This window comes from Pseudomonas sp. F8002 (assembly GCF_013385495.1).
Classification (GTDB): domain Bacteria; phylum Pseudomonadota; class Gammaproteobacteria; order Pseudomonadales; family Pseudomonadaceae; genus Aquipseudomonas.
Window position 1 is genome coordinate 1 of record NZ_JACAPW010000048.1, and the last position, 16002, is coordinate 16002.

Here is a 16002-nt window from a genome sequence, read left to right on the forward strand (position 1 = left end):
CTGGGCCGGCATTCCGGCTGTTCAAAAGTGAGCCGCTGTCAGAGCGGAACCATAAGTGGCCGTTACCTAAATAACGGATATACACCCAAACCCCAGCCATAAAAAAAGGCACGACCCTCACAGGTCGCACCCTCTTCACAAGCCCAAGAGCTGTCAGCTACCCAAAGCCTTGGAAGCCAACCAGAACAACCCGGCCGAAAGGCCCACAGTCGCCGGCAGCGTCAACACCCAAGCCATCAGAATGGTCTTGACGGTGCCACCTTGCAGCCCGCTCTTGTTAGCCACCATGGTCCCCGCCACACCCGAAGACAACACATGGGTCGTGGAAACCGGCAAGCTGAAGATATTGGCCAGGCCAATCATGCTGGCCGTGGTGATCTGCGCCGACATACCCTGGGCATACGTCATGCCCTGCTTGCCGATCTTCTCACCAATGGTCAGCACCACACGCTTCCAGCCCACCATGGTGCCCAGGCCCAAGGCCAGTGCCACCGCCAGGATCACCCAGAACGGCGCGTACTCGGTGGTCGCCGTCAGGTCCTTGCGCAACTTGTCCAGGTCCGACTTCTCACGCGCATCCAGGCCTGGCAACTTGCCCACCTTCTTCGCGGTGTCATCCAGGCACAACAGATAACGACGCACTTCAATCCGATGCTCGGCGGTTAACGAATGGTAGTCAGAGACACCTTTCAAGGTCCCCAGCAGGGCGTTGATCGTCGGTTCAGTCTGCTGCGGATTGCACTGGAACTTGCCCGGCAAATCGTCTTTCACGCTTTTGCCCAGGGCCAGGAACTCACCGAGGGTTTCTTGATTGCGCTGGTAGAACTGATTCAAGTGCAGCGTAGCGTCGCGGGTGCGCTCGATCTGGTAAGTGGTGCTGCCCAGGTCCAGTACGAACTGCGCCGGCACGATACCGATCAGTACCAGCATGATCAGGCCAATACCTTTCTGCCCGTCGTTGGAGCCGTGCACGAAGCTCACGGCCATCGCCGAAATCACCAGGACCAGGCGGTTCCAGAACGGCGGGTGCTTCTTGTCGTCGAGCTTGCGGCGCTGGTCCGGTGTCTTGTGCATCTTCGACAGCGGGCGCCACCATTTCAGGCCCAGCAGCACCAGGGCGGCTACCACGAAACCAGCCATCGGCGAGAACACCAGCGAAGCGCCGATATCGATCGCTTTCTGCCAGTTGACGCCGTCAGCCAGGGGAATGTCGTTGATCAGGGCGTTGGCCAGGCCGACACCGAGGATCGAACCGATCAGGGTGTGGGAACTGGACGCCGGGATCCCGAAATACCAGGTGCCGAGGTTCCAGGTGATCGCCGCTGCCAATAATGAGAAGACCATGGCCAGACCGTGGCCGGTGTTCACATTGATCAGCAACTCCACCGGCAGCAAGTGCACGATGGCATACGCAACACCGACCCCACCGAGCAACACGCCGAGGAAGTTGAACACCCCGGAGAAGAACACGGCCAGATGCGGAGGCATGGCTTTGGTATAGATGACTGTGGCAACCGCGTTAGCGGTGTCATGAAAGCCATTGATGAACTCGAAGGCGAGGACAAAGGCCAGGGCGAGCAACAGGCTCACTAGAACCCAAGCATCCAGTCCGCTGAATAAATCGATCATGAAGGTTTTCTGACCCGGTCGTAAGGGGGCGCGATTATGCCAGAAAACATCGGTAATCAATGCACTAGCTGCTCATCGGTAACATTCTTCAACGAAAAAAAATGGGGGGGAGGCGTGCATCCCGGTGTTTTCGGGGCTTTGGCAAGTGATTGATTTATGTGGAGGATCCATCAAATTCGCGGGATAAAGCGCCGGAAGGGAATAACTGAAACAATCGTATGAAATTTCGCTAAGGCCACATAACGGGCTTCCCTCCACCAGCGTGGTACTGGCAGAGAGATGGCACCTTTGGAAGCTCAACCCGAAACGCTTATGGCTCTTCGGCCTTGAGGTCCTGTTCAATCTTTTGGATTTCCTGGGCAAAGGCCTGGTCGAGCAGGCTGGCTCGTTTGCGCCATGGCTTGCGTTCAGGTTCTGGCTGGGCGGCGTAGGTGGTGACTTCCCCGCCGTAAACATCCTTGTAACGTTGTTCCTGGCGCTCAAGTTCCGCGCGCAGTTCGTCTTTCGTCACATTGTTACCTAATTGAGTTGAGTTTGAATCCGGTGAAACGCGATGCCGGGAAGTCGCCCCCGGTATACCGTCAATCTGAAGATCAGCATGGGAAGGTATACAGGAAAAACCACTTCTTTATTGCACGCGGCCACGATACCGGAGAAGAGCAGCTGTCGTAGCAACAGTTTTCTTGTACAGCCACAAGCAGTTGGCAGGCATTTGAAATGAGTGTCAGGTACTTGCGGCGGAGCCTGGACACAGGCGCTGAACGACTGCGTGGGGTTTATCCTCGGGGTGAGGCGAGGTCGGCTCCTACACAGGATGCATTATAGCTACGCGCTTGAATAACACTATCGCCATCAAGTTAAAAATCGTCAACTTTGTGTGAGGGTTTTGTTACGTAGGTGTGTGGGGTATTTGCTGAACTATTGGCGCCATAAATTGTGCAATGTTCTACAGGCGTTACTAAACCTTAACTTCTCTCGTACATCAGTCGATTCTGAAAGGCACTCAAATGGATGTCGATGGGTTCCGGCACCGGTCGGCGGTGACAAATTGCGATAATCGAATGACCGTCCGATAATCGCCCAATGTTGGTTGCCCTGCCTTGTGCAGCCATTGCACGGCGGCTTGTAATAGCGGTCACCCTCCCGCAGCGGTTAAAAATAAGAGAAAGGACCCCAAATGAACGATCAATTGCGCAACTCCTTCGCATCAGTGGCGCCGCCGATCGTTGCGTCACCGGCCAAGCGCATCCAGGCGTTTACCGGTGATCCGGATTTCATGACCTCCCTGGCCCGCGGCCTGGCCGTGGTGCAGGCATTCCAGGAGCGCAAGCGCCACCTGACCATCGCCCAGATCAGCCACCGCACGGAAATCCCCCGCGCTGCCGTACGCCGTTGCCTGCATACCCTGATCAAACTCGGCTACGCCACCACCGACGGGCGTACCTATTCGCTGTTGCCCAAGGTGCTGACCCTCGGCCACGCTTACCTGTCGTCCACGCCCCTGGCCGTTTCGGCGCAGCCGTACCTGGACCGCATGAGCGAGCAGCTCCACGAGGCGTGCAACATGGCAACCCTGGAGGGTGATGACATCCTCTACATTGCCCGCTCCGCCACCACCCAACGCCTGATTTCCGTCGACCTTTCCGTGGGCGGCCGTCTCCCGGCCTACTGCACCTCCATGGGCCGTATCCTGCTGGCGGCGCTGGATGACGCCTCGCTGCAGGACTACCTCGACCACGCCGATCTGCAAACCAAGACCAGCCGCACGCTCACCACCCCGCAAGCCTTGCTCGAATGCCTGCAGGAAGTGCGGCAACAAGGCTGGTGCATTGTCGACCAGGAACTGGAGCAAGGGCTGCGTTCCATCGCCGTGCCGGTGTACGACGCTTCGGGCCAGGTCCTGGCGGCACTGAACGTCAGCACCCATGCCGGGCGGGTCAGCCGCAGCGAGCTGGAGCAGCGTTTCCTGCCGAGCATGCTCAGTGCCAGCCAGGAGCTGAGTGCGCAGCTGTTTGCGTAAGCTGTTCGGTGACCGCACAGATCCCGGCTGGATGAATTGACGGTGTTTCCCAAGGCTTATTAATGTGCGGCAGCGCTTCAAGGCGCCGCCCCAATAATAATGACGACTCAAGGTCGTTCGCCCGCCCATCGGTGTGGAAATAAAAATAATGAATCAGCCTTCACCTGCTGTCGGTACTTGTTTGGACGTTCAGTCCTTCATCAACGCCCAGCCGCTGTCGCGGTATCAGTGGCGAGTGGTGATCCTGTGTTTTCTCATCGTTTTCCTCGACGGCCTCGACACGGCCGCGATGGGCTTCATCGCCCCGGCGCTGTCCCAGGACTGGGGTATCGACCGCGCCAGCCTCGGCCCGGTAATGAGTGCCGCGTTGATCGGCATGGTCTTCGGCGCCCTGGGCTCCGGCCCACTCGCCGACCGCTTCGGGCGCAAGGTGGTGCTGGTGGGGGCGGTGCTGGTGTTTGGGGCCTTCAGCCTGGCCTCGGCCTACAGCAGCAACGTCGATCAACTGCTGATCCTGCGCTTCCTCACCGGTCTCGGCCTGGGCGCCGGCATGCCGAACGCCACGACACTGCTCTCCGAATACACCCCGGAACGCCATAAGTCGCTGCTGGTGACCAGCATGTTCTGCGGCTTCAACCTGGGCATGGCCGGTGGCGGGTTTATCTCGGCCAAGCTGATCCCGGCGTATGGCTGGCACAGCCTGCTGATGATCGGCGGCCTGTTGCCGCTGATCCTCGCGGTGGTGCTGCTGTTCTGGCTGCCGGAGTCGGCGCGTTACCTGGTGGTGCGCAATCGCGGCACCGACAAAGTGCGCAAGACCCTGGCGCCTATCGAGCCGGGCATCGTCGCCCAGGCCTCGAGCTTCAGCGTGCCCGAACAGAAAACCGTCAAGGCGCGCAACGTGTTCGCGGTGATCTTCTCCGGCACCTACAGCGCCGGCACCTTGCTGTTGTGGCTGACGTATTTCATGGGCCTGGTGATTGTTTACCTGCTGACCAGTTGGCTGCCGACCCTGATGCGCGACAGCGGCGCCAGCATGGAACAGGCCGCGTTTATCGGTGCGTTGTTCCAGTTTGGCGGCGTATTGAGTGCGGTCGGCGTGGGCTGGGCGATGGACCGGTTCAATCCGCACAAGGTCATCGGTACCTTCTACCTGCTGGCCGGGGTGTTTGCCTACGCGGTGGGGCAGAGCCTGGGCAATATCACGCTGCTGGCGACCCTGGTGTTGATTGCCGGCATGTGTGTCAACGGTGCGCAGTCGGCGATGCCGTCGCTGGCCGCACGTTTCTACCCGACCCAGGGCCGCGCCACGGGCGTGTCGTGGATGCTCGGCATCGGCCGCTTTGGCGCGATCCTCGGGGCGTGGATGGGCGCGACCTTGCTGGGCCTGGGCTGGAACTTCGAACAGGTGCTGACCGCCTTGGTGATCCCGGCGGCATTGGCCACCACCGCGGTGGTGATCAAGGGCATGGTCAGCCATGCCGACGCTACCTGAAACGGACCGATAGCAAGACAACAATCCGTTCGATAATCGAACACTCAGTCGATTATCGGATTGTTTGGCCCCGACCCCCGGCTTAATCTTCAAGCACTTCGGCGCTGCCTCCAGCGCCTTTTTCGATCGATACCGGGAGCCCACCCCATGGCTGAAATCCTTTCGCTGGCTGATGCGGTAAAGCAGTTCGTGAATGACGGCGACACCGTTGCACTCGAAGGCTTTACTCACCTGATTCCTACGGCGGCAGGTCATGAAATCATTCGTCAGGGCAAGAAAGACCTGACGCTGGTGCGCATGACGCCTGACCTGATCTACGACCAGTTGATCGGTGCCGGCTGTGCACGCAAGCTGATTTTCTCCTGGGGCGGCAACCCGGGCGTGGGTTCCCTGCATCGCCTGCGGGACGCCGTTGAAAAGCAATGGCCGCAACCGCTGGAGATCGAAGAGCACAGCCACGCCGACCTGGCCAATGCCTACGTCGCCGGTGCCTCCGGCCTGCCATTCGCGGTGTTGCGCGCCTACGCCGGTTCCGACCTGCCCAAGGTCAATCCGCTGATCAAGACCGTGACCTGCCCCTTCACCGGCGAAGTGCTGGCGGCCGTGCCGTCGGTGCGCCCGGACATCACCGTGATCCACGCGCAAAAGGCTGACCGCAAGGGCAACGTGCTGTTGTGGGGCATCCTCGGGGTGCAGAAGGAAGCGGCCCTGGCGGCCAAGCGCTGCATCGTTACCGTTGAAGAAATCGTCGACGACCTCAACGCGCCGATGAACGCCTGCGTGCTGCCGACCTGGGCCCTGACTGCCGTGTGCCATGTGCCGGGTGGCGCGCATCCGTCCTACGCCCACGGTTACACCGAACGTGACAACCGTTTCTACCAGGCCTGGGACCCCATCGCCCGGGACCGTGAGACGTTTACTGCGTGGATCAACGAATACATCCACGGCACCGCCAATTTCAGTGAATTCCAGGCCAAGCTGGCCACCGCGCAGGAGGCCAAATAATGGCTTACTCGACCAACGAAATGATGACCGTCGCCGCCGCGCGCCGCCTGAAGAACGGTTCGGTGTGCTTCGTCGGCATCGGCCTTCCCTCCAAGGCTGCCAACCTGGCGCGCCTGACGTCGTCGCCGGATGTGGTGCTGATCTACGAGTCCGGCCCGATTGGCGCCAAGCCTTCGGTGCTGCCGCTGTCCATCGGTGACGGCGAGCTGGCTGAAACCGCTGACACCGTGGTGCCGACCGGTGAGATTTTTCGCTACTGGCTGCAGGGCGGGCGCATTGACGTCGGCTTCCTCGGCGCGGCCCAGGTCGACCGTTTCGGCAATATCAACACCACCGTGGTCGGTGACTACCACCAGCCCAAAGTGCGCCTGCCAGGTGCCGGTGGCGCGCCGGAGATCGCCGGCTCCGCAAAGAGCGTGCTGATCATCCTCAAGCAGTCGGCCCGCTCGTTTGTCGACAAGCTGGACTTCATCACCTCGGTCGGCCACGGCGAAGGCGGTGACTCGCGCAAACGCCTGGGTCTGCCAGGCGCCGGTCCTGTAGGGATTATTACCGACCTGTGCATCATGGAGCCGGAGGAGGGCAGCCACGAATTTGTCGTCACCGCCCTGCACCCTGGCGTGACCCGTGAGCAAGTAGTGGCCGCCACCGGTTGGGCGATTCGTTTTGCCGACCAGGTGACCACCAGCGCCGAACCCACCGAGATTGAACTGACTGCCCTGCGCGACCTTGAGGCACGCACCGCTGCCGCCCACGGCCAAGCCCCCGGAGAAGCCTGATGCGCGACGTATTTATCTGTGACGCCATTCGTACCCCCATCGGCCGTTTTGGCGGTGGCTTGTCCACCGTGCGCGCCGATGACCTGGCGGCACTGCCGATCAAGGCGCTGATGGAACGCAACCCATCGGTGGACTGGAACGCGGTGGACGAAGTGTTCCTCGGCTGCGCCAACCAGGCCGGCGAAGACAACCGCAACGTGGCGCGCATGGCGGCATTGCTGGCCGGCCTGCCGGAGAGCATTCCCGGCGTTACCCTGAACCGCCTGTGCGCTTCGGGCATGGACGCGATCGGCACGGCCTTCCGCGCCATCGCCAGCGGCGAGATGGAACTGGCGATTGCCGGTGGCGTCGAGTCGATGTCCCGCGCGCCGTTCGTGATGGGCAAGGCCGATGCGGCGTTCTCGCGCAACATGAAGCTGGAAGACACCACCATCGGCTGGCGCTTTATCAATCCGTTGATGAAGGCCCAGTACGGCGTCGACCCGATGCCGCAAACCGCTGACAACGTGGCCGACGACTATAAAGTCTCCCGCGCCGACCAGGACGCCTTCGCCCTGCGCAGCCAGCAACGTACGGCCGCTGCACAGGCCGCCGGTTTCTTCGCCGAAGAAATCGTACCGGTGCGTGTCGCCCACAAAAAAGGCGAAACCGTGGTCGAGCACGACGAGCATCCGCGGGCCGATACCACCCTGGAAGCCCTGGCCAAACTCAAGCCGGTCAATGGTCCGGACAAGACCGTCACCGCAGGCAACGCCTCTGGTGTGAACGATGGTGCCGCCGCGCTGATTCTGGCCTCTGCTGAAGCCGTCAAAAAACACGGCCTGACCGCCCGCGCCCGGGTGCTGGGCATGGCCAGCGCCGGTGTGGCGCCGCGTGTGATGGGCATCGGCCCGGTGCCGGCGGTGCGCAAACTGGTGGAGCGCCTGGGCCTGGCGGTAACTGATTTCGATGTGATCGAACTCAATGAAGCCTTCGCCAGCCAGGGCCTGGCCGTGCTGCGCGAACTGGGGATTGCCGACGACGCACCGCAGGTCAACCCGAACGGCGGCGCGATTGCCCTTGGCCATCCGCTGGGCATGAGCGGTGCGCGCCTGGTACTGACCGCGCTGCATCAGCTGGAAAAAACCGGTGGCAGCAAAGGCCTGGCGACCATGTGCGTCGGTGTGGGCCAAGGCCTGGCCCTGGCAATCGAACGCGTTTGAGACCCACAAGAATAAAGAGGATTGCTCCATGAGTGACAAGCCCGGATACCGGCGCCCGCAAGCGGGTACTCAGCCTGATTACCTGCACCCGGCCTACCAGTCGACGAACCTGCGTTCGCCGTCCAAGCCGTTGGTGTTCCTGCCCCATTCCCTGTCGGAAATCACTGGCCCGACCATCGGCGCCGAGCGCGTCAACGAGAAGGACAACGACCTGACCGCCCAGCACGAAGGCGAGCCCCAGGGCGAACGCATCATCATTCACGGGCGCGTGCTGGATGAAAACGGCCTGCCCGTTCCCGGCATCCTCGTGGAAATCTGGCAGGCCAACGCTGCCGGGCGCTACAACCACAAGCGCGACCAGCACGACGCACCGCTGGACCCGAACTTCACCGGCACCGGGCGTACCGTCACCGACGCCGACGGCTGGTACCAGTTCCAGACCATCAAGCCAGGCGCCTACCCGTGGGGCAATCACCACAACGCGTGGCGCCCGGCGCACATCCACTTCTCGCTGTTCGGCCCGAGTGTGCTGACGCGGTTGGTGACGCAGATGTATTTCCCCGGTGACCCGCTGCTGGCCTATGACCCGATCTACAACTGCGTCCCGGACACGTCGGCCAAGGAGCGCCTGATCGCCTCGTTCGATCTGGAAAAAACCATTCCGCACTATGCCCTCGGCTACCGCTGGGACATCGTCCTGCGCGGCCGCGACGCCACGCCGATGGAGAAATGAGATGAGCCTCAACGCGACTACTTCCCACACCGTCGGGCCGTATTACCACATTGGCCTGACCTGGCTGAACCGCGAAGACCTGACCGTTGCGGCCACCCTCGGCGAGCGCGTGGCGATCACCGGGCAGGTGGTGGATGGCAATGGCGATGTGGTCAACGACGCCATGCTGGAAGTCTGGCAGGCCAATGCGGCCGGCAAGTACGACCATCCCGAGGATGAGCAGGACAAACCGGTGGACCCGAACTTCGAAGGCTTTGGCCGGGTGCCGGTGGATGCCGAAGGGCGGTTTCGCTTTACCACCATCAAGCCGGGCAGTGTGCCGGGGTTGAAGGGCACGACCCAGGCGCCGCACCTGGTGGTGCTGGTGTTTGCCCGTGGGCTGGTGAAGCACCTGCTGACGCGGATTTACTTTGACGGTGAAGCGGCGAATGGGGATGACGCGCTGCTGGCGTGTGTGCCGCAGGAGCGCCGCCGCACGTTGATCGCCAAGGCGGATGCGGCGGGTGTGTATCAGTGGAATGTGATTTTGCAGGGCACCGACGAAGAGACGGTGTTCTTCGATTATTGAGTGGGCTGCGGATCTATCGCAGGCAAGCCAGCTCCCACAGGGGAATGCATTCCAAATGTGGGAGCCGGGCTTGCCCGCGATGAGGCCGGCCCAGGCAACAAATATCCAAAAGTCTGCTTGCGGAACATGGTTGTTGCAAAGTATGTCTAGGCTATAACCGTTCCCACTGAGTGAAAAAACATGACAACAAAAACCAGCCACTACACCGGAGAAGAACGCAGCAAAAGGATTTTTGCGATTGTCGGTGCCTCTTCCGGCAACCTCGTCGAATGGTTCGACTTCTACGTCTATGCCTTCTGCGCTATCTATTTCGCCCCGGCGTTTTTCCCGTCGGACGACCCCACCGTGCAACTGCTGAACACCGCCGGCGTGTTCGCCGCCGGCTTCCTGATGCGCCCCATTGGCGGCTGGCTGTTCGGCCGGGTGGCGGATAAACACGGTCGCAAGAATTCCATGATGATCTCGGTGCTGATGATGTGCGCCGGCTCCCTGGTCATCGCCTTTTTGCCCACCTACAAAGACATCGGTGCCTGGGCCCCGGCCCTGCTGTTGGTCGCCCGGTTGTTCCAGGGCCTGTCGGTAGGCGGCGAATACGGCACCACTGCCACCTACATGAGTGAAGTCGCCCTCAAGGGCCAGCGCGGGTTCTTCGCCTCGTTCCAGTACGTGACCCTGATCGGCGGGCAACTGCTGGCGGTGTTGGTGGTGGTGATCCTGCAACAGATCCTCACCGAAGAAGAACTGCGGGCCTGGGGCTGGCGCATTCCGTTTGTGATCGGCGCCATTGCGGCGGTGATCTCGCTGTTGCTGCGTCGCACCCTGAAAGAAACCACCAGCAAGGAAATGCGCGAAGACAAGGACGCCGGCAGCATTGCCGCGCTGTTCCGCGATCACAAGGCGGCGTTTATCACCGTGCTCGGCTACACCGCCGGCGGCTCGCTGATTTTCTACACGTTCACCACCTACATGCAGAAGTACCTGGTGAACACCGCCGGAATGCACGCCAAGACCGCCAGCTACATCATGACCGGCGCGCTGTTCTTCTACATGTGCATGCAGCCGGTGTTCGGCATGCTGGCGGACAAGATTGGCCGCCGTAACTCGATGCTGTGGTTCGGCGCCCTGGGCACGCTGTGCACCGTGCCGATCCTGTTGACCCTGAAAACCGTCAGCAGCCCGTTCCTGGCTTTTGTGCTGATCACCCTGGCCCTGGCCATCGTGAGCTTCTACACCTCCATCAGCGGCCTGGTGAAAGCCGAAATGTTCCCGCCACAAGTACGCGCACTGGGCGTGGGCCTGGCGTATGCGGTGGCGAACGCGATCTTCGGTGGTTCGGCGGAATATGTGGCCTTGGGTCTCAAGTCCATGGGCATGGAGAACACCTTCTACTGGTACGTCACGGCGATGATGGCGGTGGCGTTCCTGTTCAGCTTGCGCCTGCCCAAAGAGGCGGCGTATTTGCACCACGATCTGTAATCGGCTGGCGCATGCCCGTTGCCGGGTATGCGCCACCTAGGGATGTGTTATGACGATGCGCACGAGCAACCAACTGTTCGACGCCTACTTCACCGCCAACGGCATGGCTGAAGTGTTCTGCGACCAGGGGCGTTTGCAGGGCATGCTGGATTTCGAAGCGGCGCTGGCCCTGGCCGAGGCTCAGGTCGGGTTGATCCCGCAAGCGGCCGTCGCGCCGATTGCCCAGGCCTGCCTGGCTTCTCTCTACGACGTAGATGCCCTCGGCGACGCCATCGCCACCGCAGGCAACTCCGCGATTCCCTTGGTCAAGGCCCTCGGCAAGTTGATCGCCAGCGAAGATGCCGGCGCCGAACGTTATGTGCATCTGGGCGCTACCAGCCAGGATGTGATGGACACCGGCCTGGTGCTGCAACTGCGCAGTGCGGTCGAGCTGATCGAACATGATCTGGCGCGGTTGGGGGACATTCTTGCCGCCCAGGCCCAGCGCTACGGGGCAACTCCTTTGGCGGGCCGGACCTGGCTGCAGCATGCAACGCCGGTCACGCTGGGCATGAAGATCGCCGGTTGGCTCGGCGCAGTCACCCGCAACCGGCAGCGCCTCAGTGAGCTGAAGCCGCGTTTGCTGGTGCTGCAATTTGGCGGTGCTTCCGGAACCCTGGCGGCCCTCGGTGAACAGGCGATGCCGGTGGCGCAAGCACTGGCCGCCGAGTTGCAGCTGGGCCTGCCGGAGCAACCCTGGCACACCCAGCGCGACCGCCTGGTGGAGTTTGCCTCGGTGCTCGGTTTGATCGCCGGCAGCCTCGGCAAGCTGGGTCGCGACATCAGCCTGCTGATGCAGACCGAAGCGGCGGAAGTGTTTGAGCCGTCGGCCCCCGGCAAGGGCGGCTCTTCGACCATGCCCCACAAGCGCAACCCGGTGGGCGCTGCCGTGCTGATCAGCGCTGCAACGCGAGTGCCCGGCCTGGTGGCAACGATGTTCAGCGCGATGCCCCAGGAACACGAACGCAGCCTGGGCCTGTGGCACGCCGAATGGGAAACCCTGCCGGAGATTTGCCGGCTGGTATCCGGTGCGTTGCATCAGGCGCTGCTGGTCAGCGAAGGCCTGGAAGTCGACCCCCGGCGCATGGTCCAAAACCTTGATCTGACCCAGGGCCTGGTACTGGCCGAAGCGGTCAGCATCGTCCTCGCCCAGCGCCTGGGCCGCGAAACCGCGCACCATCTGCTGGAACAATGCTGCAAACGCGCCGTCGCCGACGGGCGCCACCTGCGCGCGGTGCTGGGGGATGAACCCCAAGTGATTGCCGAGCTTTCGGCGGCCGAACTCGATCGCCTGCTGGACCCGGCGCACTACCTGGGCCAGGCGCACACCTGGGTCACCCGGGCCGTGGCCGAACATTTTGCTTTGACTGCCTGAGGAGGCTGCTGTGGGATTTGTACAACTCGCCGATGGCGAACTGAACTACCAACTCGATGGCCCCGAAGATGCACCGGTACTGGTGCTGTCCAACTCCCTGGGCACCGACCTGCATATGTGGGACATCCAGATCGAGGCGTTCACCCAGTACTTCCGGGTGCTGCGTTTCGACACCCGGGGCCATGGCAAGTCGCTGGTCACCGAAGGTCCCTACAGCATCGAGCAGTTGGGCCGTGACGTGTTGGCGCTGCTGGATGCGTTGCAGATCGAGCGCGCGCATTTCTGCGGGTTGTCCATGGGCGGCCTGATCGGCCAGTGGCTGGGGATCAACGCGGGTGAGCGTTTGCGCCGGCTGGTGGTGTGCAACACCGCCGCGAAGATCGGCACGCCGGAGATCTGGAACCCGCGGATCGAGATGGTCCTGCGCGACGGTGCGGCCGCGATGGTTGCCCTGCGTGATGCGTCAATTGCCCGCTGGTTCACCGCCGACTTCGCCGAGGCTCATCCTGACCAGGCCAAGCTGATCACCGATATGCTGGCGGCGACTGATCCCCAGGGTTATGCCGCAAACTGCGCGGCCGTGCGCGACGCGGATTTCCGTGAGCAACTGTCTTCCATCAAAGTGCCGACCCTGGTGATTGCCGGCAGCGAAGATGCGGTCACGCCGCCGTCTGGTGGGCACTTTATCCAGGAGCACGTGAAGGGCGCCGAGTACGCCGAGTTCTACGCCGCGCACCTGTCCAACGTACAAGCCGGCGCGGCGTTCAGCGACCGTGTGCTGGAATTTCTGCTATCGCGCTGAGTATCGCTGAACCCTGTGGCGAGGGAGCTTGCTCCCGTTGGGCTGCGTAGCAGCCCCTGAGCAGCCGCAACCCCACTATTTGTAAAACCCTGCAGCGGCCTCACTGGGGTCGCTGCGCGACCCAACGGGAGCAAGCTCCCTCGCCACAGGTATGTGCCTGTCGTCACCGTTGCATGAGGAGCGTTTTGTGGACGAGAAACAACGTTATGCCGAAGGCCTGCAAGTGCGCCGCGAAGTGCTGGGCGACGCCCACGTCGACCGCAGCCTCAACGCCCTGACCGAGTTCAACAGCGAGTTCCAGGAAATGATCACCCGCCATGCCTGGGGTGATATCTGGACCCGCCCGGGGCTGCCGCGGCATACCCGCAGCCTGATCACCATCGCCATGCTCATCGGCATGAACCGCAGCGAAGAGCTGAAGCTGCACCTGCGCGCCGCCGCGAGCAACGGTGTGACCCGCGCCGAGATCAAGGAAGTGCTGATGCAGAGCGCGATCTATTGCGGGATTCCGGCGGCGAATGCGACGTTTCACTTGGCCGAGTCGGTGTGGGATGAGTTGGGGGTAGAGTCGCGCGCCTAGTGCGAGTCAGCGTCCCACACCCAATTCCACACACCGGGCAGATGCACGACTTCGTCGGCGCTTTTTACCGTGCGGGCCATGGCGGCTCGCTGCAAGGTTGCCCGGTCGGTGTAGAAAGGCTGTGTGGCGAGGGGCACGCCATTGATATGGGCGCTGTCCAGCAGGATTTGCAGGTATTCCTTCAAGTGCCAGGCGGTGTAGCGGTTGATATCGTGGAAGGTCACCACCACCGGGATCACGCCGTCCACCGTCGGTAATTCGCCTTTGGCGATGCGCTCGCGTACCACAGAGAGTTGGCGTATCAGATTTTCCCGTCGACGCGGGCTGCCGTTGAACACCCAGATCACCCCATCGTTTGCACTCAGGTCGGTCAGCAACACATGCATGCCGTGTTGCTGATAGGCGGCGAAGGTGCGCTTGTCGTAGTTCCAGAACGGCGGGCGTACCAGTGTGGGCGGTTGGCCGGTGATGGAGGTGAGGGTCGACGAACCCAGGCTGAGGTAGTGCTCCAGTTCAGCCGGATTCTGCAAGCGATGGTTGCTGTGCCACGGGGTCGCGGTGTGGAAGCCCAGGATATGGCCGGCCGCGTATTCGCGCTCCATGGTCTTGTAGCCCCGGGGGTTGCCGCCGGAGCGGGGCGCCTCGGTCTGCAGGAAGAACACCGCCTTGATCCCCGGCTGTATCGGGTTGTTCGCCAGGTCCGCCATCACCGAACGGCTGGGGTTCATGAAGCCCGAGGCGCTGGGGCCGTCATCGAAGGTCAGCAAAAAACGGATCGGCGCCTCGGTTTTCAGGCGTTGTTCGGTTTGCGGTGTCAGCGCCAGAGGCGGGCCGATGCAACCGCTGAGGCTCAGGGCCAGGAGCAGTAGGGCCGATACGGTGGCGAAGGGTTTCATGGTGTACGGCGGACTCGAAAGACGTTGGCTGCAGGTTTCGGTCATCCATGACACGCGCGCACCATACAGCAAGTTCGTCGCAGTTTTATGCCAGGCTGACGAGCGCGTACAGCCTGGTCACTCAGGCGGTTTTAAACAGGGTTGTAGTTCTGGTTTCTATATTGTTGGTCCTGCTTCGTTTCTTCCGGGCCGGAGACAAATCCACCGCCGGTATAAACCGTACCCGACTTGTCCGCGCCCAAGTTGATATAAGAGAAGTTTTTAACGTTCGAGTCGATGGTGACGTTATCGCTACCTTCCTGGGTTTGGAGAAACAGTCGCGATTGTCCGGTGGGGTCATTTTTGACAGGTAGCAAAAATGACTCCCCATTGATATTGGCCATTAATGAACCATCGGCGGCGGCACTGATGCGAACCTTGTCATCACCGTTGCCTGTCTTAATTTGTGTGACGCCATGCCCGGACCGGTAGGAGTCCTTGTTTTGATCATATGAAATGGTCACATCGCCCTTCCTGAAGACCCGGCTATCACCCTCTTGCTTCATTTGGGAAGCCACCGGGATAGCGTCTGCCTCCGAAAACGTTTTTTTGTCAGAGGATTCAGGTGCGGACGTGTAGCCATTTCGGCCTGATACACGATGATCATCGTTGAGGCTGATCTGCGTTTCGAACCAGATATTTTTGGCGATGTTTACTTGATCTTTCCCACCGTTGGTTTTTATTTCAAGCAGCCCAGTCATTGCACCGATATTTTCGATGGGGAGCCCGTAGGCTTTTCCATTGATTTCGGCCACGATGCCCCCCGACTGGAGGGTCTTTATCTCGATATGATCGTCCTGATTGCCCGTTTCGATGGTGACCTTGTTTCGCGCGATAGTCGTGCCGTTGAAGCTCCCCTGGTGCATGGGCGACGAGGTTATTTTGACATTGCCTTTGTCAAATTCGTGGGTCTCGGGGGCCGCACTCGCAGACCTGGGCACGTTGACAAGATTGGTCGAAACGAATTCGTTGGCGCGGTACTCGTTAACGGGTGGCGTGACAGCGGGTTTTGCGGGTGGTGGGGCTGCGTCGTACTTGTGTTGAGTGAAGTGACTGGAACAGTGAGACCGGTGCCGTTGGCGCTGGCCAGCTTCCTTGTTGTGGGTCGGCTCCTGATGGGCGCTCTGGCGGTGTGAGGTGTGTGCCGTATGTTTTTCGTCCGGTTTTTGTCGCCAGTCATTCCTGGAGAGTGGACTTGGGTTGTATGAAGTTACTGTCGTCATGGTTGCTCCATCTTGCAAACATTAAGTGAAGTGTTGGTTGGAACAGATTGTTATTGGTGCAACGATGGAGTTGGTTCATTTGGGGTTGTGTCGTTTTCGTACCGACCGTAGGGGGAATTTTTCCCAATAGGTGAGCGTTTT

At 61.2% G+C, this 16002-nt stretch carries 15 protein-coding genes; 11 read left to right on the plus strand and 4 right to left on the minus strand.

The window, feature by feature from the left end:
* Window positions 1-153: 153 nt before the first annotated feature.
* Both HX811_RS30370 and HX811_RS30375 read right to left on the minus strand, forming a co-directional pair.
* On the minus strand, window positions 154-1629 hold the full coding sequence (locus HX811_RS30370; RefSeq protein ID WP_003219836.1) for an inorganic phosphate transporter: 1476 nt from the start codon (window positions 1627-1629) through the stop codon (window positions 154-156).
* 310 nt (window positions 1630-1939) lie between these two features.
* Window positions 1940-2140, minus strand: coding sequence for a hypothetical protein (locus HX811_RS30375; RefSeq protein ID WP_003219834.1), 201 nt, complete (start codon window positions 2138-2140; stop codon window positions 1940-1942).
* 666 nt (window positions 2141-2806) lie between these two features.
* On the opposite strand from HX811_RS30375, the gene pcaR reads away from it, so the two are divergent.
* From pcaR to pcaC, 11 genes are all read left to right on the plus strand, one after another.
* Window positions 2807-3649, plus strand: a complete 843-nt coding sequence (gene pcaR / locus HX811_RS30380; RefSeq protein WP_003219833.1) for a pca regulon transcriptional regulator PcaR — start codon at window positions 2807-2809, stop codon at window positions 3647-3649.
* Window positions 3650-3797: 148 nt separating this feature from the next.
* Complete coding sequence (locus tag HX811_RS30385; protein WP_003219832.1) at window positions 3798-5144, plus strand: MFS transporter; 1347 nt, start codon at window positions 3798-3800, stop codon at window positions 5142-5144.
* Window positions 5145-5291: 147 nt separating this feature from the next.
* Window positions 5292-6149 (plus strand): CoA transferase subunit A, encoded by an 858-nt coding sequence (locus HX811_RS30390; protein ID WP_003219830.1) that lies wholly within the window; start codon window positions 5292-5294, stop codon window positions 6147-6149.
* Window positions 6146-6928 (plus strand): CoA-transferase subunit beta, encoded by a 783-nt coding sequence (locus HX811_RS30395; RefSeq protein WP_172834582.1) that lies wholly within the window; start codon window positions 6146-6148, stop codon window positions 6926-6928. The genes HX811_RS30390 and HX811_RS30395 overlap by 4 nt, the downstream gene beginning before the upstream one ends.
* Window positions 6925-8130: a 3-oxoadipyl-CoA thiolase gene (gene pcaF, locus HX811_RS30400; RefSeq protein ID WP_177041987.1), complete on the plus strand. Its 1206-nt coding sequence runs from the start codon at window positions 6925-6927 to the stop codon at window positions 8128-8130. Before HX811_RS30395 ends, pcaF begins: the two co-directional genes overlap by 4 nt.
* Before the next feature lie 28 nt (window positions 8131-8158).
* Window positions 8159-8863, plus strand: a complete 705-nt coding sequence (gene pcaH / locus HX811_RS30405; RefSeq protein ID WP_003219824.1) for a protocatechuate 3,4-dioxygenase subunit beta — start codon at window positions 8159-8161, stop codon at window positions 8861-8863.
* A 1-nt stretch (window position 8864) separates the two neighbouring features.
* On the plus strand, window positions 8865-9431 hold the full coding sequence (pcaG, locus tag HX811_RS30410; protein ID WP_003219820.1) for a protocatechuate 3,4-dioxygenase subunit alpha: 567 nt from the start codon (window positions 8865-8867) through the stop codon (window positions 9429-9431).
* A gap of 180 nt (window positions 9432-9611) precedes the next feature.
* Window positions 9612-10907: an MFS family transporter gene (locus HX811_RS30415; protein WP_003219818.1), complete on the plus strand. Its 1296-nt coding sequence runs from the start codon at window positions 9612-9614 to the stop codon at window positions 10905-10907.
* 49 nt (window positions 10908-10956) lie between these two features.
* On the plus strand, window positions 10957-12321 hold the full coding sequence (locus HX811_RS30420) for a 3-carboxy-cis,cis-muconate cycloisomerase (protein WP_177048628.1): 1365 nt from the start codon (window positions 10957-10959) through the stop codon (window positions 12319-12321).
* 10 nt (window positions 12322-12331) lie between these two features.
* Window positions 12332-13123: a 3-oxoadipate enol-lactonase gene (gene pcaD, locus HX811_RS30425; protein ID WP_177048631.1), complete on the plus strand. Its 792-nt coding sequence runs from the start codon at window positions 12332-12334 to the stop codon at window positions 13121-13123.
* A 187-nt stretch (window positions 13124-13310) separates the two neighbouring features.
* Window positions 13311-13703 carry a 4-carboxymuconolactone decarboxylase gene (gene pcaC / locus HX811_RS30430; RefSeq protein WP_003219813.1) on the plus strand — a complete coding sequence of 131 codons (393 nt, stop codon included), beginning with the start codon at window positions 13311-13313 and terminating at the stop codon, window positions 13701-13703.
* On the opposite strand, the gene HX811_RS30435 is transcribed toward pcaC, so the two are convergent.
* A complete protein-coding gene (locus tag HX811_RS30435; RefSeq protein WP_177048638.1) occupies window positions 13700-14599 on the minus strand; it encodes a polysaccharide deacetylase family protein in 900 nt (299 codons plus the stop codon). The genes pcaC and HX811_RS30435 overlap by 4 nt on opposite strands.
* A 131-nt stretch (window positions 14600-14730) precedes the next feature.
* Window positions 14731-15861: a hypothetical protein gene (locus HX811_RS30440; protein ID WP_177048633.1), complete on the minus strand. Its 1131-nt coding sequence runs from the start codon at window positions 15859-15861 to the stop codon at window positions 14731-14733.
* Between the last annotated feature and the right edge of the window lie 141 nt (window positions 15862-16002).